28 protein-coding genes are annotated in these 25155 nt (G+C 44.8%); 24 read left to right on the top strand and 4 right to left on the bottom strand.

The genetic code is table 11. The features are described 5' to 3' along the window. Positions 1 to 97 precede the first annotated feature (97 nt). From P3X63_RS13770 to pstB (P3X63_RS13740), 7 genes are all read left to right on the top strand, one after another. A complete protein-coding gene (locus P3X63_RS13770) occupies positions 98 to 1384 on the top strand; it encodes an MFS transporter (RefSeq protein ID WP_026587879.1) in 1287 nt (428 codons plus the stop codon). A 109-nt stretch (positions 1385 to 1493) separates the two neighbouring features. Next, positions 1494 to 3611, top strand: a complete 2118-nt coding sequence (locus tag P3X63_RS13765; protein WP_026587878.1) for a peptidoglycan D,D-transpeptidase FtsI family protein — start codon at positions 1494 to 1496, stop codon at positions 3609 to 3611. Positions 3612 to 3815: 204 nt separating this feature from the next. After that, a complete protein-coding gene (locus P3X63_RS13760; protein WP_026587877.1) occupies positions 3816 to 4733 on the top strand; it encodes a phosphate ABC transporter substrate-binding protein in 918 nt (305 codons plus the stop codon). A gap of 75 nt (positions 4734 to 4808) precedes the next feature. Further along, positions 4809 to 5738: a phosphate ABC transporter permease subunit PstC gene (pstC, locus tag P3X63_RS13755; RefSeq protein ID WP_077736417.1), complete on the top strand. Its 930-nt coding sequence runs from the start codon at positions 4809 to 4811 to the stop codon at positions 5736 to 5738. Further along, positions 5738 to 6625 (top strand): phosphate ABC transporter permease PstA, encoded by an 888-nt coding sequence (gene pstA, locus P3X63_RS13750; RefSeq protein ID WP_026587875.1) that lies wholly within the window; start codon positions 5738 to 5740, stop codon positions 6623 to 6625. Before pstC ends, pstA begins: the two co-directional genes overlap by 1 nt. A gap of 15 nt (positions 6626 to 6640) precedes the next feature. After that, positions 6641 to 7462, top strand: a complete 822-nt coding sequence (gene pstB / locus P3X63_RS13745) for a phosphate ABC transporter ATP-binding protein PstB (RefSeq protein WP_077736419.1) — start codon at positions 6641 to 6643, stop codon at positions 7460 to 7462. 13 nt (positions 7463 to 7475) lie between these two features. Then, positions 7476 to 8255 carry a phosphate ABC transporter ATP-binding protein PstB gene (gene pstB, locus P3X63_RS13740; protein ID WP_026587873.1) on the top strand — a complete coding sequence of 260 codons (780 nt, stop codon included), beginning with the start codon at positions 7476 to 7478 and terminating at the stop codon, positions 8253 to 8255. Between the two features lie 90 nt (positions 8256 to 8345). Here pstB (P3X63_RS13740) and P3X63_RS13735 read toward each other — a convergent pair whose 3' ends face one another. Together P3X63_RS13735 and P3X63_RS13730 are read right to left on the bottom strand one after the other, a co-directional pair. Continuing rightward, a complete protein-coding gene (locus P3X63_RS13735) occupies positions 8346 to 8840 on the bottom strand; it encodes an endolytic transglycosylase MltG (protein WP_026587872.1) in 495 nt (164 codons plus the stop codon). Continuing rightward, the gene (locus tag P3X63_RS13730) at positions 8837 to 9187 is read right to left on the bottom strand and encodes a hypothetical protein (RefSeq protein WP_026587871.1); all 351 of its coding nucleotides are present in this window, start codon (positions 9185 to 9187) and stop codon (positions 8837 to 8839) included. Before P3X63_RS13730 ends, P3X63_RS13735 begins: the two co-directional genes overlap by 4 nt. Positions 9188 to 9363: 176 nt before the next feature. Here P3X63_RS13730 and P3X63_RS13725 point away from each other — a divergent pair, with 176 nt between their 5' ends. The 13 genes from P3X63_RS13725 (at position 9364) to P3X63_RS13665 (ending at position 20197) form a co-directional block, all read left to right on the top strand. Next, positions 9364 to 9855 carry a hypothetical protein gene (locus P3X63_RS13725; protein ID WP_277691035.1) on the top strand — a complete coding sequence of 164 codons (492 nt, stop codon included), beginning with the start codon at positions 9364 to 9366 and terminating at the stop codon, positions 9853 to 9855. Next, positions 9852 to 10979 carry a glycosyltransferase family 4 protein gene (locus P3X63_RS13720; RefSeq protein ID WP_277691033.1) on the top strand — a complete coding sequence of 376 codons (1128 nt, stop codon included), beginning with the start codon at positions 9852 to 9854 and terminating at the stop codon, positions 10977 to 10979. The genes P3X63_RS13725 and P3X63_RS13720 overlap by 4 nt, the downstream gene beginning before the upstream one ends. 101 nt (positions 10980 to 11080) lie before the next feature. After that, complete coding sequence (gene rpmG, locus P3X63_RS13715) at positions 11081 to 11230, top strand: 50S ribosomal protein L33 (RefSeq protein WP_077736422.1); 150 nt, start codon at positions 11081 to 11083, stop codon at positions 11228 to 11230. Between the two features lie 49 nt (positions 11231 to 11279). Next, a complete protein-coding gene (locus P3X63_RS13710) occupies positions 11280 to 11840 on the top strand; it encodes a 5-formyltetrahydrofolate cyclo-ligase (RefSeq protein ID WP_277691031.1) in 561 nt (186 codons plus the stop codon). A gap of 56 nt (positions 11841 to 11896) precedes the next feature. Beyond that, positions 11897 to 12070 carry a hypothetical protein gene (locus P3X63_RS13705; protein WP_201278477.1) on the top strand — a complete coding sequence of 58 codons (174 nt, stop codon included), beginning with the start codon at positions 11897 to 11899 and terminating at the stop codon, positions 12068 to 12070. A gap of 89 nt (positions 12071 to 12159) precedes the next feature. Then, positions 12160 to 13401, top strand: a complete 1242-nt coding sequence (locus tag P3X63_RS13700; protein WP_277691026.1) for a rhomboid family intramembrane serine protease — start codon at positions 12160 to 12162, stop codon at positions 13399 to 13401. Positions 13402 to 13406: 5 nt separating this feature from the next. Further along, entirely contained in the window at positions 13407 to 13697 is a 291-nt protein-coding gene (locus P3X63_RS13695; protein WP_277691025.1) for a tetratricopeptide repeat protein, read from the top strand. Positions 13698 to 13771: 74 nt separating this feature from the next. Beyond that, complete coding sequence (locus tag P3X63_RS13690; protein WP_026587866.1) at positions 13772 to 15226, top strand: spore germination protein; 1455 nt, start codon at positions 13772 to 13774, stop codon at positions 15224 to 15226. A 99-nt stretch (positions 15227 to 15325) separates the two neighbouring features. After that, positions 15326 to 15523, top strand: a complete 198-nt coding sequence (locus P3X63_RS13685; RefSeq protein ID WP_026587865.1) for a YqgQ family protein — start codon at positions 15326 to 15328, stop codon at positions 15521 to 15523. A 26-nt stretch (positions 15524 to 15549) separates the two neighbouring features. Beyond that, complete coding sequence (locus P3X63_RS13680; RefSeq protein WP_026587864.1) at positions 15550 to 16521, top strand: ROK family glucokinase; 972 nt, start codon at positions 15550 to 15552, stop codon at positions 16519 to 16521. Between the two features lie 180 nt (positions 16522 to 16701). After that, on the top strand, positions 16702 to 18612 hold the full coding sequence (locus P3X63_RS13675; RefSeq protein WP_277691024.1) for an LTA synthase family protein: 1911 nt from the start codon (positions 16702 to 16704) through the stop codon (positions 18610 to 18612). 181 nt (positions 18613 to 18793) lie between these two features. Beyond that, positions 18794 to 19738: an iron-hydroxamate ABC transporter substrate-binding protein gene (locus P3X63_RS13670; protein WP_026587862.1), complete on the top strand. Its 945-nt coding sequence runs from the start codon at positions 18794 to 18796 to the stop codon at positions 19736 to 19738. Between the two features lie 228 nt (positions 19739 to 19966). Beyond that, entirely contained in the window at positions 19967 to 20197 is a 231-nt protein-coding gene (locus tag P3X63_RS13665) for a hypothetical protein (protein ID WP_051290388.1), read from the top strand. Positions 20198 to 20479: 282 nt separating this feature from the next. On the opposite strand, the gene P3X63_RS13660 is transcribed toward P3X63_RS13665, so the two are convergent. Next, positions 20480 to 20563 (bottom strand): putative holin-like toxin, encoded by an 84-nt coding sequence (locus P3X63_RS13660; protein WP_201278511.1) that lies wholly within the window; start codon positions 20561 to 20563, stop codon positions 20480 to 20482. Between the two features lie 899 nt (positions 20564 to 21462). On the opposite strand from P3X63_RS13660, the gene P3X63_RS13655 reads away from it, so the two are divergent. The 3 genes from P3X63_RS13655 to P3X63_RS13645 are packed head-to-tail and all read left to right on the top strand — an operon-like array spanning position 21463 to position 24080. Then, positions 21463 to 22587, top strand: a complete 1125-nt coding sequence (locus P3X63_RS13655; RefSeq protein ID WP_026587860.1) for a M14 family metallopeptidase — start codon at positions 21463 to 21465, stop codon at positions 22585 to 22587. Positions 22588 to 22642: 55 nt separating this feature from the next. Next, positions 22643 to 23752 (top strand): YqgU-like beta propeller domain-containing protein, encoded by a 1110-nt coding sequence (locus tag P3X63_RS13650; RefSeq protein WP_077736427.1) that lies wholly within the window; start codon positions 22643 to 22645, stop codon positions 23750 to 23752. 16 nt (positions 23753 to 23768) lie between these two features. After that, positions 23769 to 24080: an MTH1187 family thiamine-binding protein gene (locus P3X63_RS13645; protein ID WP_026587858.1), complete on the top strand. Its 312-nt coding sequence runs from the start codon at positions 23769 to 23771 to the stop codon at positions 24078 to 24080. A 75-nt stretch (positions 24081 to 24155) separates the two neighbouring features. Here P3X63_RS13645 and P3X63_RS13640 read toward each other — a convergent pair whose 3' ends face one another. Continuing rightward, on the bottom strand, positions 24156 to 24329 hold the full coding sequence (locus P3X63_RS13640) for a DUF2759 domain-containing protein (protein WP_003183486.1): 174 nt from the start codon (positions 24327 to 24329) through the stop codon (positions 24156 to 24158). Positions 24330 to 24487: 158 nt separating this feature from the next. Between P3X63_RS13640 and P3X63_RS13635 the strand changes: the two genes are divergently transcribed. Next, entirely contained in the window at positions 24488 to 25126 is a 639-nt protein-coding gene (locus tag P3X63_RS13635) for an MBL fold metallo-hydrolase (RefSeq protein ID WP_026587857.1), read from the top strand. The last annotated feature ends 29 nt before the right edge of the window (positions 25127 to 25155 follow it).

The raw sequence follows: 25155 nt of genomic DNA, 5'->3' as shown, positions 1-25155 counted from the left end.
AAGCGGGCCTTTTTTGTTTTTCGTTTCTTTTGGATCTTGGTACATAACTGACTTTTGATGTGACAGACTAAGGTGTATCAGTAAAGGGGAGTCAGTTATGAGCAGAATCAAAAACATTATAGGCGATGTTGAAGTAAACAGAGACCTGCTGCTTTTGCTTACTGTCGGCGGCCTTTATTCGCTGAGCATTGCGCTTTCAAATACGTTTGTGAACGTGTATCTCTGGAAGCAGTCGGGAAAGTTTCTTGACTTGGCGATTTATAATCTGTCAATCGTTGTCATGCAGCCGCTTACCTTTATGTTAGCCGGGCGCTTGGCAAAAAAAATCGACAGAGTCTTTATTTTAAGGTTTGGCGTATCTTTTTTAGCCGTGTTTTATTTAACCGTTTTATTGGCGGGGGAAAATGCCGGATCGCGATTGGTGCTGCTCGGCGGTGTCCTTGGAGTCGGATACGGATTTTATTGGCTTGCTTTTAATGTACTGACATTTGAAATCACTGAACCGGAAACGAGAGATTTTTTTAACGGGTTTCTCGGCGTTTTAAATTCAGGCGCCGGCATGATCGGACCGATCGTCGCCGGTTATGTCATCTCGCGACTCGCTGACAATACGGGATATACGGTGATCTTCAGCCTTTCGCTGGCTTTGTTTACAGTAGCTGTGATCACCAGCTTCTTTTTAAAGCGAAGGGAGTCGCGCGGCCGGTATATGTTGAAAAGAATCTGGGCGGAGCGAAATGCGGATGCAAACTGGCGCAACGTTACCAATGCCCACTTTTTCCAGGGGCTTCGTGAAGGGATTTTTGTTTTTTTGATCAATGTCTTTGTCTTTATTACGACAAAGAGCGAGATGGCCCTGGGGAAATTCGGACTGTTGAATTCGGCTGTTTCTTTTTTTGCTTACTATTTTGCGACAAGGATGATTAAAAAAAACACGCGCAAAAAAGCCATTTTAATCGGAGGCCTTGTTTTATTCGGAGCCCTTTTCCTTATATTGTTTCATATGACATATGTGACACTGCTTCTTTATGCCATAGCGATTGCGATCGGCTATCCGATTTTGCTTGTTCCGTATTCATCGCTGACCTACGATGTGATCGGCAAAGCGAGGTACGCGAGGAAAGCAAGGATTGAATATATCGTGGTACGGGAAGTTTTTTTAAACATCGGGCGGATTGCCTCCATTTTGGTTTTTTTGCTCCTTGTCTCATTATTAAAGGAGGACTTGGGAATACCCGTTTCTTTAGTATTGCTTGGGGCCGGCCATACGCTGATTTACTACTTCGTCAAAGATATTCAACTGGCAGAACCCGCCCGGGAAACGGTCGGAAAGGATGCGCAGAAGCAAACGGCCGAACCGAGCTATATCGAAGGCAAAAGGTGAATTTTTTAATCTTGAGGGAAATTAGTAGAAAAATGCCGAAAAAAACTTTACAATATATGTGGCACCTTTTCATAAGGTGTCTTTTCTTTATTTAAAGAAGGTGATGCAATTGATAAAAAGGAAACCGAAAACAGAAAAGCGAAAAACGCTGCCCATCAGGCTGAATATATTGTTTTTTCTTGCGTTTGTGATTTTTACAGCAGTCGTCGTACGCCTTGGCGTGGTACAAATCGTATACGGGGAAGACTATAAAAACGAAGTTCAGCAGGAGGATAACGTCGGCGTTTCAACTGTTCCAAGAGGAAAAATCTATGACAGGAACTTAAATACGATCGTCAAAAATAAGCCGCTGAACGCAATTACATACACAAGGACGTCCTCAACCCCGCAGAAGGAACGCCTGGAAGTTGCACGAAAGCTGGCGGAGATGATCGACGTAGACACGGATAAAATAACGGAGCGGGATAAAAAGGACTATTGGATATTAACGAGGCCGAAGGAAGCTGAAAAACTGATCACCGCAAAGGACCGGAAGAAAGTCAAAGACGGTACATTATCCGAAGACGATCTGTACCAGCTTCAGCTCGACAGAATTACAAAAGACATGCTGAACGAATTAACGGACAAAGATTTGGAAGTGCTCGCGATTAAACGGCAGATGGATTCCGGTTATGCGTCGACACCGCAATATATTAAAAATAAAGACGTGACTTCAAAAGAAATGGCTGTTGTCAGCGAACACTTGGACGAGCTTCCGGGAGTTGACGTGACGGCCGATTGGAAGCGCGACTATCCGTATAACGGGCTGCTCAGAACGATGATCGGAAGCATTTCCGATTCGAATGAAGGTCTTCCGAGAAACCAGCTCGACTATTATTTGTCACGCGGCTACAACCGAAATGACCGGGTCGGAAAAAGCTATCTTGAAGCGGAATATGAAGATGTGCTGCAGGGTCAAAAATCGAAAGTGAAAAATATAACCGATAAAAACGGGGAAATCGTCGACACGGAAATCTTATCAAAGGGCGAAAGCGGCAAAGACCTGGTGCTGACGGTCGATGTCGAGATGCAAAAGGCGATTGAAAAGATCATCGGGGATGAGCTGAAAAAAGCCAAAACCCAGCACAGCGCACCTTTTCTCGACCGCGCCTTCGTCGTCATGATGGACCCGAGAAACGGCGAAGTTTTATCGGTTGCCGGCAAGCAGCTTAAAAATAAAAACGGCAATTTAAAAGTCGAAGACTATGCGCTCGGCACGATGACGTCTTCGTATGCAATGGGATCCGCTGTCAAAGGAGCCACCGTTTTAACAGGGCTGCAAACGGGAGCGATTAATTTAAATACGACGTTTTATGATGAACCGCTTTATATCGGGCAAGGCAAACCGAAAAAGTCCTGGTCCAGCAATCTCGGAACATTGGGCATCCAGGGAGCGCTGGAACAGTCTTCGAACGTATTTATGTTTAAAACAGCGATAGCGGTCGGAAAAGGGCAGTATAAGCCCCACCAGCCGCTGGACCTTAATACGAAAGCCTTCAGTACATTCAGGTATTATTTCAATCAATTCGGTCTCGGTGTTAAAACCGGCATCGACCTTCCGAATGAAGCAACGGGATACCAAGGCTCCAAAAAGCTGCCAGGTTTCCTGCTCGACTTTGCCATCGGACAGTATGACACGTACACACCGCTGCAACTGGCACAGTATGTGTCAACGATTGCCAATGGCGGCTACCGCATGAAGCCCCAGATCGTGAAGGAAATCAGAGAGCCTGATTCGAAAAAAGGCATCGGAGCCGTGACGGAATCGATTCAGCCGGAAGTATTGAACAAAGTGGACATGAGCAAGGAAGAGATCGAAACCGTCCAAAAAGGTTTCAGACGGGTTATGACGAATGGGACGGCAGCAGGAGAGTTTGCATCTGCATCGTATAAACCCGCCGGTAAAACGGGAACGGCCCAGTCTTTCTATGACGGACCGGATAAATCGAAGACGGGAATGCCTACGTATAATACGACACTTGTCGCTTATGCGCCTTACGACAACCCGGAGGTCGCCATTTCCGTCGTTGTTCCTTGGGCCTACAATGATTACAGCAAAAGATACTCCATTACGAATGATATTGGCAGAAAAGTGCTGGATAAGTATTTTGAGCTGAAATCAAAACAGGACAAAGAGAACACAAAAGAAAAAAATAAGGACAAAATTGAAAAAGAAGCAACCGAATAGGTCTTAAGTTCCTTTTTTGAAAGAAGCACCCGCATCAAGCATGCGGGTGCTTTTTTTTTTGCTTCTTTTCCCTTTCTTTCCTGCTTTTATACAATATTCAAGCTTAATTTACAAAACCTTAATAATTCATTTAAACAAGATTAATACAAGAAAGGTACGCTATACACGTAGGACAAATTACACATTTACGTGGGAGGATTAGAAGTGAAACCATTTAAAAAGATCACACTGATGTTCATCATGTCCGTTTTAGTTGTCTTCGCAGCAGCATGTGGGAGCAATAATACAAACGGTAATGCAGAAGAAGGCAAACAAAACGATAAAACAGAAAATAAGGCTTCAGGCTCTTTAACGATTTCCGGATCTTCAGCGATGCAGCCTCTTGTCTTAGCCGCGGCGGAAAAATTCATGGATGAAAATCCAGATGCCGACATTCAAGTGCAGGCGGGCGGTTCTGGAACCGGCCTTTCCCAAGTGGCTGAAGGAACCGTTCAAATCGGAAACTCTGATGTATTTGCTGAAGAAAAAGAAGGCATTCCTGCCGATGAGCTCAAGGATCATCAGGTAGCCGTTGTCGGTATGGCAGCAGCCGTCAACCCTGAAGTAGGCATCGATAATCTTTCATTAGAGGATCTGAAAAAGGTATTCACGGGTAAAATCAAAAACTGGAAAGAGCTTGGCGGGAAAGATCAAAAGATCACTCTTGTCAACCGTCCCGATTCTTCAGGAACGCGCGCAACTTTTGTGAAGTATGCGCTTGATGGAGAAACTCCTGCTGAAGGAATCACTGAGGATTCTTCAAACACGGTGAAGAAATTAATCGCTGAAACACCTGGAGCGATCGGATATCTCGCATTTTCATATCTGACGGACGATAAAGTTACAGCACTTTCAATTGACGGTGTGAAACCGACGGCAGAAAATGTGCAAAAAGGTAAATTCCCGATTTGGGCTTATGAGCATTCTTATACAAAAGGTGAACCGGAAGGATTGGCTAAAACATTTTTGGATTATTTAATGAGTGACGAAATTCAAAAAACGATTGTGACAGAACAGGGCTATATTCCGGCAACACAAATGGAAGTCAAACGTGACGCAGATGGAAAGCAAACTGCAAAATAATGAAAACAGAAGATGGGAAAGTGTGCTGCTTAGCCACTTTCCCTATTATGACTTGTATTTATAGGAGTGTAAAAAATGACTCAACAAATAGAGAAAATGTCCGCCAAAGAGCGGCTGATCAGCTCCAAGCAAAACCGCAAAATGGATGAAGTTCGCGGAAAAATTCTGGTTTCAACGTGCGCGTTAATCATGATGGCAGCAGCGATTTCAATCACGATTTTTCTGGGAAATAAGGGGTTGCAATCTTTTCTGACTAGTGGTGTAAGTCCGATTGAATTCTTAACCAGTCTAGATTGGAATCCAATGAATGATCACCCCAAATACGGGGCGCTTCCGTTTATCATCGGATCATTTTCAGTGACCCTTCTTGCATCTCTGATTGCGGCGCCGCTTGGCATAGGAGGAGCGATTTTTATGACGGAAATCGCACCTTCATGGGGAAGAAAAGTGCTGCAGCCGGTAATTGAATTGCTTGTAGGCATTCCTTCCGTCGTTTATGGATTCATAGGCCTTACAGTATTAGTTCCGTTTATTGGGCAGTTTAAAGCAAGCGGATCAGGACACAGCCTGTTGGCGGGAACCATCGTCCTGTCCGTCATGATTTTACCGACGGTGACATCCATTTCAACAGATGCGCTCATGTCGCTTCCTAAAAATCTCCGCGAAGGATCATATGCGCTGGGGGCTACGCGTTGGCAGACGATCCGAAAGGTTTTGATTCCGGCAGCGCTGCCTTCGCTTCTGACAGCTGTCGTTTTGGGAATGGCGAGGGCATTCGGCGAAGCGCTCGCCGTGCAGATGGTGATCGGAAACTCCCGGAATCTTTTCGAGAGCCTGTTGGATCCAGCGGGAACATTGACCACGATTATCACGCTGAACATGGGTCACACAACGTATGGCAGCGTGGAAAACAATACGCTCTGGTCAATGGGGCTTGTTCTGTTGATCATGTCATTCTTATTCATTCTGCTCATCCGTTATCTGTCATCCAGGAGGAAACTGTAATGAACAGCAAAGTAACAGATCGTCTAGCAACCGGTGTTTTTGGATTGATTGCCTTGATTATCTCCGCCATTCTTGTCGGACTGTTCGCTTATATTTTGATCAACGGTGTTTCACAAATCAACCTCGACTTTTTGACATCGCGTTCCAGCGCGCTTTCAAGCGGAGGGGGCATTCGTGATCAGCTGTTTAACTCATTTTATATTTTAGTGCTGACGATGCTGATCACTGTTCCGCTAGGTGTCGGAGGCGGTATTTACATGGCGGAGTATGCGCCAGACAATAAACTGACCGATTTTATCCGAGTCTGTATTGAGGTTTTGTCATCCCTTCCTTCCATTGTCATGGGGATGTTTGGGATGCTGATGTTCGTCAACCTGACGGGCTGGGGATACAGCATTATCGGCGGAGCGCTTGTTTTAACGATCTTTAACCTTCCCGTCATGGTGCGGGTGACAGAAGATGCGATTCGTTCCGTGCCGAAAGAACAAAAAGAAGCTTCCTTAGCATTAGGCGTATCAAAATGGCATACGATCAAAACCGTTTTGATTCCGGGGGCTGTTCCATCGATCATCACCGGTGCGATCCTTGCGTCAGGGCGGGTTTTTGGAGAGGCTGCAGCATTGCTGTTCACAGCCGGACTGACAACACCGCGATTGAATTTTGCCGATTGGAATCCATTTTCGGAAACGTCTCCGCTTAATATTTTCAGACCGGCGGAAACGCTTGCCGTCCACATTTGGAATGTCAACACACAGGGCATTATTCCCGATGCCGAGGCGATCGCAAACGGCGCTTCAGCGGTTCTTGTTTTATCCGTTTTGGTCTTTAATCTGGCTGCAAGATGGCTGGGCTCCTTTATTCACAAAAAATTAACGGGAAATAAATAGGAAGGGTGAAATCATATGGTTCAGGTCCCGACTTTGGAAATTGTGCGTGACGATATCGGATTGGCTCCGCTCCCTGAAGTAAAAGAGCATATTTTGAAAGTGCAGAATTTAAATATCCATTATGGGGAAAAGCGTGCGGTCCAAAACATTTCTTTCAATATTGAAAAACAGGCCGTAACCGCGCTGATCGGTCCTTCGGGTTGCGGCAAATCGACTTTTTTAAGAAGCATCAATCGGATGAATGATCTGATACCGTCCGCCAAAACAACGGGCAACATATTGTATGAAGGGCTGAATATCCTTGATTCCAATATTAACGTCGTCAACCTGCGCAGAGAAATCGGAATGGTGTTTCAAAAGCCGAATCCTTTTCCAAAATCGATTTACAACAATATCACCCATGCGGTGAAATATGCGGGAGAGCGCAAGAAATCGGTGCTGGATGATATCGTGGAGGAAAGCTTGACGAAAGCCGCGCTCTGGGATGAAGTAAAAGACCGGCTTCACCAATCCGCTCTGTCTCTGTCAGGAGGCCAGCAGCAGCGCCTCTGCATCGCAAGGACGCTTGCCATGAAGCCGGAAGTGCTCCTATTGGATGAGCCCGCTTCTGCGCTGGATCCGATTTCAAACGCGAAAATCGAGGAATTGATCGTCTCGTTAAAAGAGGAATATTCGATTATAATCGTTACTCATAATATGCAGCAGGCATCGAGAATTTCCGATAAAACAGCCTTTTTCTTAAATGGCGATTTAGTTGAATATGACAGAACGGAAAAAATCTTTATGAATCCGTCGGAAAAAAAGACAGAGGACTATATCAACGGCAGGTTCGGATAAGGAGGACGGCATCGTGAGCGCTGTAACAGCAGTAAAAACAAAAAATGTGTACCAGATCAACGATTTGAATTTATGGTACGGTGAGCATCACGCTTTAAAAAACATTCATCTGACCATTCCTGAATATGAGATCACCGCCATTATCGGACCGTCGGGATGTGGAAAATCAACGTTCATTAAGACGCTGAACTTGATGATCAATATGGTTCCGAATGTCAAAATGACCGGTGAAATCAGCTATAATGGCAGCAACATCCTAAACAGCAAAGTCGATCTTGTCGAATTGCGAAAGAAAGTCGGCATGGTTTTTCAAAAAGGAAACCCATTCCCGCAGTCGATTTTTGATAATGTCGCATACGGCCCGAGAATTCACGGACAGAGAAATAAAAAAGTTTTACATGAAATAGTGGAAAAGGCGCTTGTTGATGTGGCGCTGTGGGATGAAGTGAAAGATCGTCTTCATTCTCAGGCGCTCGGCCTCTCAGGGGGCCAGCAGCAGCGACTCTGCATTGCAAGAGCGCTGGCGACAAATCCGGATGTATTGCTGATGGATGAACCGACATCTGCCCTTGACCCTGTATCCACTTTAAAAATTGAAGAACTAATGCTGCAGCTGAAAGAAAAGTATACGATTGCCATTGTCACTCATAATATGCAGCAGGCGTCCCGCATCTCTGATCAAACCGCTTTCTTTTTAATGGGAGAGCTCATAGAGTGCAATGATACAGTCAAAATGTTTTCAAGCCCAAGTGACCATCGGACAAAAGACTACATTACCGGCCGTTTCGGTTAAAAAAACAGGCCGCCGATCAAATCGGCGGCCTGTTGATATGAGCAGCGAAACATATGAAAAAACCAGGCTGAAATGAAACAGCCTGGTTTTTTATTTGGACAGTGTTTTGACGATGTTTTTCAAACTGTCTCCGCGTTTTAATTCAAATTTGCCGGCTTTGATTTTGGATTCATATCCGGTCTTTTTCACATAATCTTTGAAGTCGTCGGCGGATGAGATGACTTTTTCTTTTTCAAGGAGGTCTGCGATCTCTGCAGTGCTCATGCCGCTTTTAATTTCAAGCTTGTATTTGGTTTCTTTTTTCTTCTCGTTTTTTTGCTCGTTTTCTTTGTCTTTTTTCGTTTGGGAGGCGTCAGCCTGCTTAAGCGCCGTCTCTTTGTAGTGCAGAAGCTCCTGGTATTCTTCACGTTTAACAGAAACCTGCTGGTTGTCTTTCAAATAGGTTTTGACATCCGCGTCACTGATTTTCTGACCGTCCTTTGAAGCTTCGGCCTTGCCGTTGTCAGTCAGATAAAATGCGCCTGCAAGAACCGCCGTCGCCAAGATCATGCCTCCGGCAAAAGCCTGTATACTTTGTCTGGTCATACAAGCACCCTCTCGTTGTCTTTGATGATCGCCCTGACATCCTCAACAGAGACATGCTCCGCTTTTGCAATGGCATCCACTGACATGCCGTTTTGGTATTTTGAAAGAATCTGCTTTGCGATATGCTGGCTGATTCCTGCGTTTGGCCTGCGGACGACAACGCTTGAATCGAGAAGCTCTTCCTCGAGCACCGTCATTTTCTTTTTCAGCTTATAAATTTCCTGCATGGCGGACAGCTGAAGGGTTTCCAATTCCTGTTCGACTTCTTTAATCGGTTCTCTTTGAAAATATGAGAATGCGATCAGCGCAATACTGACAACAAGCAGCGCAATGATAGCAACTTCCACGTTCATCACCTTCAATTCTTATTTTCTCCTTCTTTTTTATACCATAAAAACGCTAGCTTCAAAAGGAGTTACGCAAAAAAATAAAAATTTTGCCGAAAAAATTAATTTCTATTGCATCACAAGGGACCTTTCCAATAGGATAGGAAATAAAAAACTTTCCCTGGGAGGGCGTGGCGGTGAAAAGGACAGATGGGAAAAAACCTTTTCAAGAAAGTATTCGAAACGACTTGTCGTTTTCTAACGATATTTTAAAAATAACGTCAGATGATCAAGCAGCACTGACCGTAACATGGGAACTGACGGACGCCCTCCTTTCGGCTGCTGAAGCCGTGCTATTAGAAGACAAAAGAGATATCAAAAAGCAAATACGGCTGACTTGCATAAAAGACGGGCAAAAAATGGTGCAGACGATACATATCGAATCGTTCAAAGGGGAAGTGACCGTTTCTCAGGCTGCAGGCGGCGCTTATTACAAAGCGGAGTACAGGCTTTATAATGCGCTGAACATATCGCTGTCGATTCTTAGCTCTGACCGCTTCTATCTGGAGAAAAACGGGATCGCAGCCGGCCGGCTCTTTTACCCGGAGGACAAAAGGCATGACTGGGTCGATCAATTTTCCGCATATACGGGATATTCTTTAAATGAAGGAAAGGGGTCTGTCACATGATGAAGGTGCTGATGCTGTCGCTTGAAAATCCTTGTGCCATCAAAAGCGGAGCAGGACGGTATTTGCAAAACCAGCTTGACCTATTAAAAGAGGACATCATGTTTACGGTCTTAACGACGCACAGAGGAGAACGGTGCTTCGATGGCGGCGGTCAATGGAAAATGCTTGAGATTCCGCTCGAACTTGCAGCACACGCTTCTTTTGAGGATGCGCTGGCAGAGATGAATATTCAGATGATCAAAAAAACGTTTGAATATAAAGGCAGCTTTGACATCATTCATGCTCATGACGATGTCACGGCTCCCGCCGCCGTTTACCTCAAACGCGCCTTAAATCTCCCGCTCATTTCCACCGTACACGGCTTTGAAAGCGACCGGCAAAAAGCGGCTGGCCGGAAAGCGCACCCCTACAGGCTGCTGCTTGAGCGTTTGCTATTAAAAGAAAGCGGGCGCATCATCGTGTTGAGCAGCATGATGAAAGACTTCGTGAAAGAAAGATCTCCAGAAGCAGCGGAAAAAGTTCGAATCATTCCCAATCCGTGCCGAAAAACAAAAACGGTAAAAAGCCGGCCGAAAACCGCCCCATATCTTTTTTCTTACGGCCGATTCGTTCCGGAAAAAGGTTTTTTGCAGCTCATCCGCGCCTTTAATGAACTCGCGAGGCTACAGGACGGTCTTGAACTTGTCATAGCCGGTGAAGGCCCTCTCAAAAGCGCATATGAGAGAGAAGCCAGATCGTTAGGCATGGAGGATCGCCTCACAGTTCTCCCTTTCCTCTCAGATCAAGAAAGGGAGAACTGGCTCGGATTCTGTGAAATGGCTGTTTTTCCAAGCGGATATGAGCCATTCGGCATCGCTGTTCAGGAAAGCATGGCAGCGGGCGTTCCCGTTGCTGTCGGAAAAACCGGAGGATGGAACGATTTTGTCATGGATTTTAAAACAGGCTTTCACATCGATTTTACGGATGCGTATGAAGCCGGCCGCAAGCTGGACGGACTTCTTCGCAACAAGGCGGCTTTGAGAAAGGTCAGACAGGCGGGAAAAGCATTCATCTTCGATCTCCATCACCCGGAGAGGATAAAAAAATCGTTTTTGAAAGGTGTGTACAGCCCGTCATTTGAATAAACCGCGGACAAACGAAAAAAACGCCTGGCATTCCGGCGCCAGAAGTGGTATTATAGATAAGTCTGAACAGCAAATGATATATAGTTTGGAGGGAAAAATAAATGCGCGTAAATATTACTTTGGCTTGCACTGATTGCGGCGAGCGTAACTATATTTCTACAAAGAACAAGCGTAACAACCCAGATCGCGTTGAATTCAAAAAGTATTGCCCACGTGACAAAAAAACAACTTTACACCGCGAAACAAAGTAAGCAGCAGGGATTTTCCTGCTGTTTTTTCAATTTTAAAGGGGGGAGAAAAATGAAGCGCGCTTTGCGGAATGAAATGAAAACGAAGCTTGCACAGATGACGGACAAAGAATATCAGCAAAAAACAAATGCCATTCACGAGGCTTTTTTCAGCTCAAAACAATGGAAGGAAGCATCCGTCATCGCCCTTACGATCTCGAGAAAGCCCGAGGTGGCGACAAAGCCGATCATTGAGCGGGCCTGGAAAGAAGGGAAGACGGTTTGCATTCCGAAATGTCTGCCGGAAACAAGTGACATGCATTTCCGCCGCTTTCAAGACGAAAGCGAATTGGAAGTCGTTTACTTCGGTTTGCAGGAACCGATTGTACATAAAACCGATCAGCTTGCGCCCGAAGACATCGATTTTATTCTAGTTCCGGGGATATGCTTTGATCCGCGGGGGTACAGAATCGGCTATGGAGGAGGATATTATGACAGGTATTTGGCCGGATTTACAAAAGAGACGGCTTCTCTCGCATTCCACTGTCAGATCATCGACAAGGTTCCCCATGAGGCACACGACATCCCTGTCAGTCAAATTTTCACGGAAAAAACGACTCTCATTTGTCAGTGAAGTCTCCTGAATAAATATAAAAAATTGAGACACGATACGGTTATAGGAGGGATCATATGAGAAAAGTTACGTTTATTCTATTAGGCACACTTGCCGCTCTCATTCTTTTTCAAAACCGCTATCGTGTAATCAATGTCATTCTTGGCCAAAACCGGATCCGCCATTATTTTATCCACTGGATCATGAGGATTCCGTTTGTTCGTAATAAATTTATCCAGCAGGCTTTCTAAACCCCGTTTTGAATAACGGGGTTTTTTAAAGGGGCAATCAGACGTGTTTCCTGATATAATGGACAAAAATAATGATGGAGCGTCTAAAGATGTATTCAGTTGATTATATGTACTGGAATTTAATCGGTAATCTTTTAAAACGAGATTTTGAGCTTGTACAGACTCACCCTTCGTTTGAAGAAGCTTGGCTTGAAGCGAGGGGGAATGCCCCGTATGATTTGATCCGCATCTACAGGCGGGATGTCGATTTCAGGCAGGAGCTCGTCCGCGATCTTGAAGATCTTTTTGAAAGGGCCGAACGTCTGAGAACGGCTTCAGGAAGACGCAAGCTGTCCATATTGAATATCTACTTATCGGAGCAGGCGCCTGTTGATGAATGGGAGGATGTCACAAGCCAGCCGGTTGCGGATCAGCGCGTCAGCATCGTGCCGATTTTTATCGAACAGACTTCAAGAGCAGAAGGCTTACATAAGATTGCCCTTGCCTTAAATATAAGTCCTGATGATCTCACAGGCCTGATCCGGGATGCTTCATACGAAGATGTTGACCAGATCAGAGCCGAGGTATTGGCTGCGGCCAAAAAGAGAGATGAAGAAAGGCGGCGTGAAGCGGCGGTATTTGAAAGAGGAAAGCCTGTTTTTACATGGTTTTTCGCGGTTCTTCAAGTTTTGATGTTTCTGCTTTTGGAAATGTCGGGCGGAAGTCAAAATACCGATACCCTTATTCGGTTTGGAGCGAAGGAAAACAGCCCTCTTTTAGCCGGTGAATGGTGGAGGCTTGTGACGCCGATCATCCTCCACATCGGACTCGTCCATCTGATGTTTAACACCTTTGCATTATTGTCGGTGGGGGCAGCCGCAGAAAGAGTATTCGGTTCACTTCGTTTTCTTGTCATTTATATATCAGCCGGCATATTTGGTTCGATCGGCAGCTTCCTGTTCAACCCGTATCCTTCAGCAGGAGCGTCAGGGGCCATTTTTGGCTGTTTGGGCGCTTTACTATATCTCGCCTTTTCAAATCGCAAAGCCTTCTTAAAAACGATCGGCACCAACATTATGGTGATGATCATTCTGAATCTCGGCCTCGGCTTCGCCATTTCAAATGTTGACAACGCGGGCCATATCGGCGGATTGATCGGCGGACTTCTGACGGCGCTGGCAGTCGGTCTGCCGGGAAAAAGAAAGCCTGTCCATCGCTTGGCCGGCTGGGTGCTATTATTGCTTATTGGAGGCTGTTCTCTTTACTGGGGGACACATTCAGCGCCGATTCATGAAACCTCCATGCTGTATCAGGCGGGAAATGGTATGAACAAGGCGAGTATGAGAAGGTAAAAGAGGTGTTGAAGGAGGCAGGCGACGACCCGAATGCTTCGATCGAAAGCCTGAAGCTGCTTGCCGTCTCTGAAATGCAGCTCGACCAATATGAAGGTGCAGAAAAACACCTGAAAATGGTTGTCAAAAAAGATCCTTCAGACCATGCCTCCCATTATAACCTGGCCGTTGTTTACGCGAGACAAGGCGAATGGTCAAAAGCGGAACAATCCGTCCGAAAGGCCTTAAAAGAAAAGCCTGATGAAGACATCTATCAAACGCTGCATGACAAATTAAAAAAGAAACGGCTTAGGTGATCAAGTATGAAAAGCTTCCGTTATGTTAAAAATGGTCTAACAGAGAACAGACTCATTTGACGGGAGCTTTTATCATGGAAAAAAAGCATGTTGTGCAAAAAGATTTAGCTGAAAATATTGAGTTTTTAAACGAAAAGCTTGGAGTCGATAAGAGCTTTGACATGATCAGGCTCGATGTGGTGTACGCGGGGAGAAAGATGGCGTTTTACCTTGTCGACGGGTTTGTAAAAGACGATATCATGCACTATCTCCAAAAAAATCTGTCAAAGCTCTCACCGGCTTGTTTGGAAGAGGATCCGCTCGAACATCTGATTAAGACGTATATTCCCTATGTGGAAATTGCAACTGAGGACGATCTGGACAAAGTAGCAGACCAGGTCTTGTCAGGTCCGACCGCGCTGCTTGTCGACGGCATTGATCACGCGATTATCATAGATGCCAGAACATATCCGGCCAGAAGCCCTGAAGAACCCGATAATGAGCGGGTTGTCAGGGGATCGAGAGACGGTTTTGTCGAAACGATTGTGTTTAACACAGCGTTGACAAGAAGAAGAATCCGCGATCGTTCCTTGAGGATGGAGTATATGCAAATCGGAAGAAGAAGCAAAACAGACGTCGTCGTCTGTTATCTGGAAGATATCGCTGATTTGGAGAATGTCAAAAAACTAAAGCAGTCATTGGAAGCGATCGACACGGACGCTTTGACGATGGCCGAGAAGACGCTGGAGGAATACATCGGCGGCCGGCACTGGAACCCTTACCCGACGGTCCGCTATACTGAAAGACCGGATACTGCTGCCGTTCATTTATATGAAGGCCATATCCTCGTCTTTGTCGACGGTTCACCGAGCGCACTGATTACTCCGGCTACTTTCTGGCACCATTTGCAGCATGCCGAAGAGTATCGGAACAAGCCTCTTGCCGGTGCCTATATGCGGTTTGTCCGTTTTATATCAGTATTAGCTTCGATCTTTTTGCTTCCGCTCTGGTTTTTGCTGTCCGTTCATCCTGAACTGCTGCCTGATGCCCTTCAATATATCGGGCCTGAAAAAAAGGGGGCCATCCCTTTGCTCGCGCAGTTTCTGATCATCGAAATAGGGGTCGACATGATGAGAATGGCTGCAATACATACGCCGTCATCGCTTGCAACAGCACTCGGACTTGTCGCGGCGTTAATGATCGGAGAAGTCGCGGTGCAAGTCGGACTGTTTTCGCATGAGGTTGTCCTTTATCTGGCCGTCGCCGCCATCGGCACATTTGCCACGCCAAGCTATGAAATGAGTGTTGCGAACCGGCTGGTCAGGATCGTGCTGCTCCTCACAGCCGGCGCATTCGGACCGATTGGATTTGTCATCGCCATCTTCTGCTGGATTGTTTATTTGGTCAGAATGAAGTCCTTCCATGTCCCATACTTATGGCCGTTCATTCCCTTTGACTACAGAGCGTTTCGCGATATCGCGATTCGCACGCCGATGCCTCTCAAAAATAGACGGCCCGTATTTTTAAATCCTCAGGATCCCGACCGTTAAAAGCCTGCTTTCATTTCCGAAAGCAGGCTTTTTTTTGCTTGACGCAGGCAGGCATTATTTATAACCTATTGTTAGACCTCAGGAAGCTTGGTGAATAAAATGAAAACCGTATATGATGTACAGCAGCTTCTGAAACGATTCGGATGCTTCGTATATTTCGGAGATCGAAAGCTCGAGATTGAGTTCATGATGGAAGAACTGAAAGAAATCTTCCTTTCAAATCTGATCGAAAAAGAACAATGGATTCAAGCCATGTCGATTTTGCAGAATGAACTGACGAATATAAAGAAAAAATAAAACAGTTGGACTAGGGGGATTTATAAATGAATGACAGCTGGCTGGTCGGGATCGATCTTGGAGGAACGACTGTAAAACTCGCTTTTGTAAGCGCTTATGGAGAGATCCAGCATAAGTGGGAAATTCCAACCGATAAATCGGGTGACACCGTTACATTAAGCATTGCAAAAGCGATCGACAGCAAACTGGAGGAAATCGGAAAGCCGAAGCAGATATTGAAGTGGATCGGTATGGGAGCGCCCGGCCCGGTCGATATAGAGACAGGCATTGTTTATAAAACAACCAATATGGGCTGGGAAAACTATCCTTTAAAAGACCATTTGGAGGCTGAGACAGGTTTGCCTGCGGCCATTGAAAACGACGCGAACATCGCGGCTCTCGGCGAAATGTGGAAAGGGGCCGGAGACGGCGCGAAGGATTTGATTCTCGTCACGCTGGGAACGGGAGTCGGCGGCGGCATTATTGTCAATGGAGAAATTGTCCACGGAAAAAACGGAGCCGGGGGAGAAATCGGCCACATCTCATCGGTTCCTGAAGGCGGAGCGCCATGCAACTGCGGAAAAACCGGCTGTATCGAAACGATCGCGTCTGCAACAGGCATCGTCAGAATCGTCAACGAGAAAATCGCAGCCGGCTGTGATTCGGTTTTAAAGGACATTCCTGATGTAACGGCTCGTCATATTTTTGAAGCCGCTGAACAAAACGATCCGGCCGCCTTGGAGGTCATCGATTATGTGACGAACCATTTGGGCCTTGTTCTCGGCAACTTGGCGAGCTCATTGAACCCAGCAAAAATCGTGATTGGCGGCGGCGTTTCAAAAGCAGGTGAAATCCTGCGTTCAAAAGTGGAAAAGTCGTTTCAGCGATACGCCTTCCCAAGAGCGGGCAAGGCCGCTGAGATTGTCATCGCCTCCCTTGGAAATGACGCGGGAGTCATCGGCGGCGCATGGATTGCGAAAAACGCATGGCTTAAAAATCAAGCAAAGCCTGTGATATAAACCTTTTCCGCGGTTAATGGAAGCAGATATTGAACACTTTGAAACAAATATTAAAAAAGTTTGATTTTTTTGTCCAATCAGGTTAAGATATCGTTTAGTCATTTTGTTAATTTTCTAAAAACAGGATGTGGAAATAGTATTTCCCGGAATTATGCGTCTTGCTGTAGAGGGAGGTTTGGCATGAGAAAGCCATTTTTTTCGAAAGTATCATTTTTGCTGCTTGCGACATTGCTGATGTGGCTGAAAACATATGTCGTTTATAAAACCAGCTTTAACATTAAAATTGAAAACTTCATGCAAGAGTTTATTTTGTTCATCAACCCGTTAAGCTTTTTGCTTGTTGTTTTCGGAATCGGCTTGTTTTTTAAAGAAAAAAACAGAAACCGCTTCATTATCGGAACGAGTATCGTTTTGACACTTATTCTTTTGGCCAACATGGTTTTCTATCGTTTTTACAACGATTTCTTAACGATTCCTGTCTTATTCCAGACGAATAATATGGGGGATTTGGGAAGCAGCATCACATCTTTGTTTATGCCTGCCGACCTGCTTCTTGTCGTAGACATCGCGATTTTGATTTGGCTTCACAAACGCCATGCCGCCAAATCCGGCAACACGTTAACGAGAAAGGAGCGAGCGGCATATTTTTTGTTTGCCGCAGCCGTTTTCTTTTTCAATTTGGGAATGTCAGAGGCTGAAAGGCCGCAGCTCTTGACGAGATCGTTCGACAGAGAGGTGCTTGTCAAAAACATCAGCCTTTACAACTACCATATCTATGACGGCCTCATCCAGTCGAAGCAGTCCGCCCAGCGCGCTCTGGCAGACAGCAACAGCCTCACAGAGGTTGAAAACTTTGTCAATGCGAACAGGACGGAAACAAACAAAGATTTAGCCGGTATCGCCAAAGGGCGAAATGTGATTCTCGTATCTTTAGAATCGACCCAAAGCTTCGTCATCAATCAGAAGCTGAACGGCAAGGAAATTACGCCATATTTGAACGACTTGATTAAAAAAAGCTACAGTTTTGAAAACTTTTATCATCAGACAGGCCAGGGAAAAACCTCAGATTCAGAATTTATCGTCGATAATTCCCTTTATCCGCTGGGAAGGGGAGCGGTCTTCTTTACGAATGCCGGAAATGAATATACGGCAGCTCCGGAAATTTTGAAAAATCACGGCTACTATTCCGCGATATTTCATGCGAACAACAAAAGTTTCTGGAATCGGGATATCATGTATAAGTCTTTAGAATACGACAAATTTTATGATATCAATTCATATGAAGTCAATGAGGGAAACTCTGTCGGCTGGGGGCTGAAAGACAAAGAATTTTTTGAGCAGACGTCAGAGCTGATGAAAGATCTGCCACAGCCTTTTTACACGAGACTGATCACGCTGACGAATCATTTTCCGTTTGAACTTGATGAAGAAGATAAGATGATTGACGAATATGATTCAAAGAGCCGCACATTAAACAGATATTTTCCTACAGTCCGCTATCAGGATGAGGCGCTCAAGCGTTTTATTGAAAAGCTGAAAGAGGACGGCCTTTATGAGAACTCCATCATCGTGTTATACGGAGACCATTACGGCATTTCCGAAAACCACAATGAAGCGATGGGGCAGTTCCTCGGAAGGGAAGTAACGCCTTTTGAGGAAGTCCAGCTTCAAAGAGTGCCGCTGGTGATTCACATTCCAGGCGTAACCGACAAAGAACCGAAAACAATTGATACCGTCGGCGGGCAAATTGACATCAGGCCGACTCTGCTGAATTTGCTTGGAATTGACTCAAGCGATCAAATCCAGTTCGGAAATGACTTGTTTTCCAAAGATAAAGAGGAGTTCACGGTGCTTCGCGACGGAAGCTTTATTACGAAAGACAAAGTTTACACAGACGGTGTATGCTATGATAAATCAACGGGACAGCCTGTGAAGAATCAAGAGAGCTGTGAGCCCTACATCGAAAAAGCCAAACAGGAGCTTTCACTCTCAGATCAGATCATATACGGCGATTTGTTGAGATTTTACGACAGTGAACGATTGAAAAAACAGCCGGCTGCCGGTCAACAAAAGGGCAGCCAAAAAGAATAAAAAAGCTTCCGTTCTTTAACAGCGGCAGCTTTTACAGGCCGGTTTTCGACAGATCCGGCCTGTTTTTTCCGTTCTGTGAAGTTCGCTCACTTTACAAAAAACAGTGTGTCAAGCATACTTTCCATGGTATAATTGATAATGATTTTCTTTATCATATAAACATTGAAAGAAGGTATGACAGATGACGTTTAAGTGCAAGAAAATCGGAGCTGCATTGTTTGCCTTACTCATGATTGCGGCTTTGGCGGCATGCGGAAATCAATCAGAGAATAAAGGATCTTCTTCTGATGCAAAGCAGGAAGAGACCATTACATACAAGGCTGAAAACGGAACGGTTAAAATCCCTAAGCATCCGAAAAGAGTAGTTGTCATGGCTGACGACTATTACGGATATTTCAAGACGCTTGGGATCAACGTGGTCGGGGCGCCTGACAGGGTATTTGAAAACCCGTACTTCAAAGGGAAAACCGATGGCGTGACAAACATAGGAGACGGTGTTTCCGCTGAAAAAATCATTAAATTAAAGCCGGACCTGATTGTGGTTTGGACGACGCAGGATGCAGATATTGAAAAGCTGGAAAAAATCGCCCCGACGGTTGCCTTGAAATACGGCAAGGACAGCCTCGAACAGCTGAAGGATTTCGCTAAAATGACCGATACGGAAGATAAAGCGGAAAAATGGCTGGCTGAGTGGGACAAGAAGGTTTCCGCGGCAAAAGCAAAAGTTCAAAAAGCCATCGGCAACAAAACGGTTTCCATTATGCAAACGAATGGCAAAGAGATCTATGTGTACGGCGATAAATTCGGAAGAGGCGGAAGGATCGTCTATCATGACCTCGGATTGAATGCAACAAAGCTGACGAAAGAAAAAACAATCAAAGAAGGTCCGGGATATACGAGCATTTCCCTTGAAAAGCTGCCTGATTTCGCCGGAGACTATATTTTTATCGGGCCATGGCAGTCAGGCGGTGAAGACGGCGGTGTATTTGATACTTCCATCTGGAAAAATCTCGACGCCGTCAAGCATGATCATGTGTATCAAATCGATCCGGTGGCTTTCTATTTTTCTGATCCGATCTCATTGGAAGGCCAGCTGAAGTTTATCACTGAAAGTTTAACAAAGTAGAATAAAAAGCTGTCTTAAAGTTTCCGGAGGAGAGGCCGGAAGCTTTTTTCTTTCGTTAAGGAAGCGTTCACAAAGACGCTTTTTCATTTGGAAACGGGGAGAGTACATATGTTCATTATTAAGTGAGACTTAATGTGCACCTATATCATTAGATATTTAACGGTGAATAGCCTCTCTCCTATCGCAGAAAGACTAGCGCAATGGAAATAATGACTGAGGCAAGAGCTTTTGAATCAACTTCTGAGAGCAGAGCGAAACGTCAAAAAATCGGTTTATCTCTATCTCAAAGACAATGAACAATTTGACTGTGAATTAATCAAAGATGAAACCGGGAGCAAAGATGAATCAAAGGATGACGGATCAAAAGAAGATGATGAAAAGAATGCATCGACCTCTTTAAAAGCATACACAGAATCCGAATTGAAAGCCGTGACGAAGGCAGGAAAATCACGTTTATAACCATAAATTGGTTGTGGATATAAGCCTGCTCTTTTACGTTGAAGAGGCACTTTAAATGTTCATACATGTAAACAAAATCGTTTACAACGTAATGAAATTTGATTACTATTAAATAAAGAATGTAATGCATTACATGGTTTATTCTTATTCATCTTTGCATAAACTAAAAAAGACCCGACTGCGCCAACAGTCGAGTCAGAAGTACAAAGCGGCCCTCAAGGGGCTGGCTCAAAGCGTCTTTTGAATAGACTTTCCCTGGAACTTTGCGGGCTCAAGGGAAGTCTATTTCTTGTTTATATACGACAACAAGGCAAGAATAAACGTGCCAAAAGCGATCATTAAATAAATCGCATGAAAAGTTGCCATTAGCATCACCCCCTTTCATAGGGGATGAGCCAACTTCCCTTGAGTGAGCCAAAACTTTGTACAATGAATATTTTACCATAACACTTTCAAACACTGAGAGTGTTTTTTCATTATCTAATGAGCAAATATTGATGAGAAGTCCTGCAATTCATATGAAATGCATTACAATTTTTGTCTTAAATATTGCTAATCGTTAGAAACCTAAGAAGACATCAATAGTTAGGCAACTTCCAAGACTTGAGTATGGTGATATTTGAATTCTCAACACTTTTATGTGCTAAACAATCGGACAAGCCATTCAAAACTGAAGGAGCCCTAGGTTGTATAGGTGCTGTTGGTGACGTACTGGCCAGCTTAGTTAAAGCGGTTAAAGATCAAAAAAGCCATAAAAGCTTTTGGAGGAGTCAAAACTCACTAAAACATATTCGTACGACAATTATTATAAGAAAACATATCGAAGCAAAAAACTGCTTGGAATAAAACAGTTTCTAATGAGTAAAGCCCTTTCTGCTGAAAGAAGGACTTACTTCATTTCTACACCTGAAAATCCTCAAATTTAATGAGGTTAGTGTCTCCTTTGAATCCGCGGCATGAAAAACCTTAAATGATTTCCCCGGTTTCTGCTCCATTCAAAAAGGGCAGCGGTTTTATACGGCAAATGGCCAGGGTACATTGACTCACATATAACTCTTCCCATTACGAGTATCGGCCTTTTTCCTCTATAGTGATTACTCTTCAAATCGCAGAGCATGTTGATATGTTCCGGCAGCAAAAACGGCAACTGATAAGTAACAAAAAAACAACACGAACAGCAAAATAAAGCAGGGATCGAAAGGGAATGAAAATCTGCGAAAACCATTTGAATCATCGGTCATATGCTATTGTGGGAGGGATCATTGATGGCATTTATCAAAATCAAACCGGAGTTAAAACAAAACTTGTCAAGGCTGTCTGACATCCTGAACATACCCGAACAACTTTTAATCAGCGCAAACCTTGGCGCTTCTGTAGAAGAATTTTATTTTCCGGGAGCATCTTTAGAAGCAGGAAATAACACCCCAACAGCAGAAACATATGAACAGATGAAATTATTGGTAAAGGAACGGGGAAACTTCGATGAACAATGGCTGACAGAAACGGCCGTGTATGATTCAACAGCGCTGACAAACGAAATCGAAAAGCTGACGTCTTGCTTCCCGTTTATCACAACCCGCGTGATTGGCCGCTCCGTGCTGGGGCAGCCGATTTATGAACTGCGCCTCGGATCCCGGGATGCAGAAAAAACGACTCATATCAATGCTTCATTCCATGCCAACGAATGGATTACCACCTCTGTGCTGATGAAATGGCTTAAAGAATATTGCCTTTATTTATGTACCGGCCGCCAACTGTTTGATTACTCACCACCGGCGCTTTTTTGCCAGACTAAGCTTTCAATCGTGCCGCTCGTGAATCCCGACGGAGTTGATCTGGTGTTGAACGGTCCCGAGTCTCTGGGAATAGAGTCAGGCGCACTTGATGACATAAATGAGCATCAGCCCGATTTTAAGGAATGGAAAGCCAATATCAACGGGGTCGATTTAAATAATCAGTTTCCGTCTTTTTGGGAAATCGAGAAACAGCGCAAGCCTCCTAAAGGACCGTCGTACAGAGACTATCCCGGTGATGCGCCGCTGACCGAGCCGGAGGCGGTCGCCATGAGGGATTTAATCGCCAGCCGGCCGCCTGATCGTCTTGTGGCGCTTCATACGCAGGGTGAAGAAATTTATTGGGGATATAAAGGCTTTGAGCCTTCTGAATCTTTCAGTGTCATCCAAACGTTTGAGCGTCTCAGCGGATATCAAGGAGTCAGATATATTGACAGCTATGCGGGTTTCAGGGATTGGTTCATTCATTTTTATCAAAAAGAAGGGTATACAGTTGAACTCGGCAAAGGGAAAAATCCTTTACCGTTGAAACAATTTGACGATATATATTGTAAAAGCAGAGGAATCTTGTGGGCATCCTGTTTTTTTGAGAGCTGAAACCTTTTTGATGCAAAACCGTAATGTAAGACAGAGAATCATTGATGGAGGGAGAATGGCCGGTTTGAGAGTTTCATTATGTATCATTGCCGCTGTGATGACGGGTTTGTCAGCTGCCTGTACGCCCTTTCACATGGGCGGCTCGGAAAACGTTCATCAGGAACATTCTGAAAAAAAGCGGAAAAACGATGAAGTAGTCGAGGAAAAAAAAGTTGCAGCACTCAAGGACCGGCATTTTGATGAAGCTGCGGGTTGGCTCGATCATGAAACCATTTTATATACGCGAACACATCCGGTTGCAGGCAGTGAAATCAGATCATATGATATATTTAAAGGGACGGGTGAAACGATCTACAAAACAGATAAAAGACTGATATCACTGGAGTTGAACAGGGAAAAAGGCATGATGCTCATTCAAACCGCCGGCGACGGGTCTGAAATCAAATTAACGCTGATGAATGTGCAGGGAGATGAGCTTTTTTCAAGAGGCTTTCGCACACATGAACTGCAGGTGGACTGGAATGAGCACGATCCTTACCTTTTATATGTGACAGCTTTTACGAAAGATTGGAATTATGAATCATATTTGCTCAATGCAAAAGAAGCCAAAATAAAAAGAGACATCGTCCAGGCCGCTTTTATTCACTGGACGTCTCCCGACTCTTTCGAATTCTTGAAATGGAATAACCAGGACCGGCAAAAACCGGCTCCTGTTTATTCCTATGATATGGCGGACGGACGGGAAAAGAAAATCGCTGATCAAGCTGTGCTGCTCGACGTCTTCAACAACGTGCGGCTGGTTGTTAAGACATCCGCAGACAGCAAAAACGGGACCTACATATTTTCAGATGTTTCCTCTTCGGAAAAGCTGCGCTCGTTCACGCTTCCGCTGTTCTCCGAATATTCAAGTCTTTCGCCAGCGGAATATGGCTATGATGATCAACATCAATTGTTTTACACATATCAGCCGAGTGAATCAGGATCTCTGTTTGATCTGATATCCGTCAATCTCAAGTCCGGAAAACGGAAGGTCATTGTTAAGGATATCGATATGCTTCCGATTGAATTGTCTCCTGACGGGAAATATGCATTATACGGGTATACACGGGATCAGATCATTTCACTCCGCACCAGTCAATACGAGCCCCTTGTGATCAAGGAATAGAAAGGAGTATTAAACAGTGGCAATAGCAGATGTAACCATTATACCGATCGGAACGGAAACGCCGAGCGTAAGCGAGTATGTGGCAGAGATTCAGACGATTTTAGAGGGATTTCAAAAAGAAGGAAAAATCAAATATCAGCTGACACCGATGAATACGTTAATCGAAGGGGAACTAAGCGCTTTGTTCGAGGTGATTCAAACCATTCATGAAGCGCCGTTTCAAAAAGGCATACACAGAGTGGCGACAAACATCAGGATTGATGACCGGCGCGATAAGAAAACGACAATGGAAGGGAAGCTGTCAAGCGTACAAAATCGCTTAAAATGATCAAAGACGGCAGAGAAAAAGCCTTGCTCCGCGTTTTCCGGTGCAAGGCTGTCCTATTGTCCAAAAGGAAACAGCTTAGTGTACCGTCGGATATCCGCTGTTTATAATCGTCATGACCGTAAACCAGCCGAAGACTAAAAAAGCAGCTCCGCCGAACAAAATGCCGAGCACATTGATTTGTTTAAGCGAACGAAGAACACCCAGAGCTGATAATATCGTGACAAGACCGAATATGATCACGAGCAACATCAATATAAACCCCCTTCGTTTGGATCCCCTGCAGTTTATTTCCAATAATTCAATTTTAACCGTTTTCATTTGTTTTGTCGAGGGCAACCTGATTCATTGAAAGTTTTTCACAAAACCTTCATAATGGAACAAAGAATGATCAATCCGAGGTGAAAGAAATGAAGTGGAGAAGAATGCCTTTAGGCCCTATTCAAACAAACGCATATATCTTAGCAAAAGAAGACGGCGCATGCCTGATCTTTGATCCCGGAAGCGAAGCCGGAAAACTAAACGAATACATAAAAGAAAAAGGGCTTAAACCGCTTGCCGTCTTACTGACGCATGCCCATTTCGACCATATCGGCGCGGTGGACAAGGTAAGAAAAGAATGGGACATTCCTGTATATGTACATCAAAATGAAGCAGAGTGGCTGCAAGATCCATCATTAAACGGATCAGCTCTGTTAACCGGACAGACGATTACAGCTGAAAAAGCCGACCATCTGATCGAAGAAGAGCAGGTGCTTGAAATCGGTCCGTTTCAGCTGCGTGTTTTCTTCACCCCGGGACATTCCCCTGGAAGTGTTTCCTATTATGTGGAAGAAGAACAACTCATCATCTCGGGAGATGTTTTGTTCCGAGGAGGCATCGGCCGTACAGATCTGCCGGGAGGGAACCATGAAGTTTTAATTAAAAGCATTCATCAAAAGCTTCTTACCCTTCCTGAAGAGACGCTGGTGTTAAGCGGCCACGGCCCTGAAACAGATATAGCGACAGAACAGGAACAAAATCCGTTCATTAACGGGTTTACGATTTAACATAAAAAAGAGACGCATCCGGAGGATCG

The organism is Bacillus sp. HSf4 (genome assembly GCF_029537375.1).
Lineage (GTDB): Bacteria > Bacillota > Bacilli > Bacillales > Bacillaceae > Bacillus > Bacillus sonorensis_A.
Note: the sequence above shows the minus strand (reverse complement) of the source record. Positions and strands in the feature narration are given on the sequence as shown.

Excerpts from the sequence above, each read along its gene's own strand:
- P3X63_RS13770 (WP_026587879.1), top strand. The coding sequence starts at position 98 with ATGAGCAGAATCAAAAACATTATAGGCGATGTTGAAGTAAACAGAGAC.
- pstC (WP_077736417.1), top strand. The coding sequence starts at position 4,809 with ATGACTCAACAAATAGAGAAAATGTCCGCCAAAGAGCGGCTGATCAGC.
- pstA (WP_026587875.1), top strand. The coding sequence starts at position 5,738 with ATGAACAGCAAAGTAACAGATCGTCTAGCAACCGGTGTTTTTGGATTG.
- pstB (WP_077736419.1), top strand. The coding sequence starts at position 6,641 with ATGGTTCAGGTCCCGACTTTGGAAATTGTGCGTGACGATATCGGATTG.
- P3X63_RS13735 (WP_026587872.1), bottom strand. The coding sequence starts at position 8,840 with ATGACCAGACAAAGTATACAGGCTTTTGCCGGAGGCATGATCTTGGCG.
- P3X63_RS13720 (WP_277691033.1), top strand. The coding sequence starts at position 9,852 with ATGATGAAGGTGCTGATGCTGTCGCTTGAAAATCCTTGTGCCATCAAA.
- rpmG (WP_077736422.1), top strand. The coding sequence starts at position 11,081 with ATGCGCGTAAATATTACTTTGGCTTGCACTGATTGCGGCGAGCGTAAC.
- P3X63_RS13710 (WP_277691031.1), top strand. The coding sequence starts at position 11,280 with ATGAAGCGCGCTTTGCGGAATGAAATGAAAACGAAGCTTGCACAGATG.
- P3X63_RS13705 (WP_201278477.1), top strand. The coding sequence starts at position 11,897 with ATGAGAAAAGTTACGTTTATTCTATTAGGCACACTTGCCGCTCTCATT.
- P3X63_RS13700 (WP_277691026.1), top strand. The coding sequence starts at position 12,160 with ATGTATTCAGTTGATTATATGTACTGGAATTTAATCGGTAATCTTTTA.
- P3X63_RS13690 (WP_026587866.1), top strand. The coding sequence starts at position 13,772 with ATGGAAAAAAAGCATGTTGTGCAAAAAGATTTAGCTGAAAATATTGAG.
- P3X63_RS13685 (WP_026587865.1), top strand. The coding sequence starts at position 15,326 with ATGAAAACCGTATATGATGTACAGCAGCTTCTGAAACGATTCGGATGC.
- P3X63_RS13680 (WP_026587864.1), top strand. The coding sequence starts at position 15,550 with ATGAATGACAGCTGGCTGGTCGGGATCGATCTTGGAGGAACGACTGTA.
- P3X63_RS13675 (WP_277691024.1), top strand. The coding sequence starts at position 16,702 with ATGAGAAAGCCATTTTTTTCGAAAGTATCATTTTTGCTGCTTGCGACA.
- P3X63_RS13670 (WP_026587862.1), top strand. The coding sequence starts at position 18,794 with ATGACGTTTAAGTGCAAGAAAATCGGAGCTGCATTGTTTGCCTTACTC.
- P3X63_RS13660 (WP_201278511.1), bottom strand. The coding sequence starts at position 20,563 with ATGGCAACTTTTCATGCGATTTATTTAATGATCGCTTTTGGCACGTTT.
- P3X63_RS13655 (WP_026587860.1), top strand. The coding sequence starts at position 21,463 with ATGGCATTTATCAAAATCAAACCGGAGTTAAAACAAAACTTGTCAAGG.
- P3X63_RS13650 (WP_077736427.1), top strand. The coding sequence starts at position 22,643 with ATGGCCGGTTTGAGAGTTTCATTATGTATCATTGCCGCTGTGATGACG.
- P3X63_RS13640 (WP_003183486.1), bottom strand. The coding sequence starts at position 24,329 with ATGTTGCTCGTGATCATATTCGGTCTTGTCACGATATTATCAGCTCTG.
- P3X63_RS13635 (WP_026587857.1), top strand. The coding sequence starts at position 24,488 with ATGAAGTGGAGAAGAATGCCTTTAGGCCCTATTCAAACAAACGCATAT.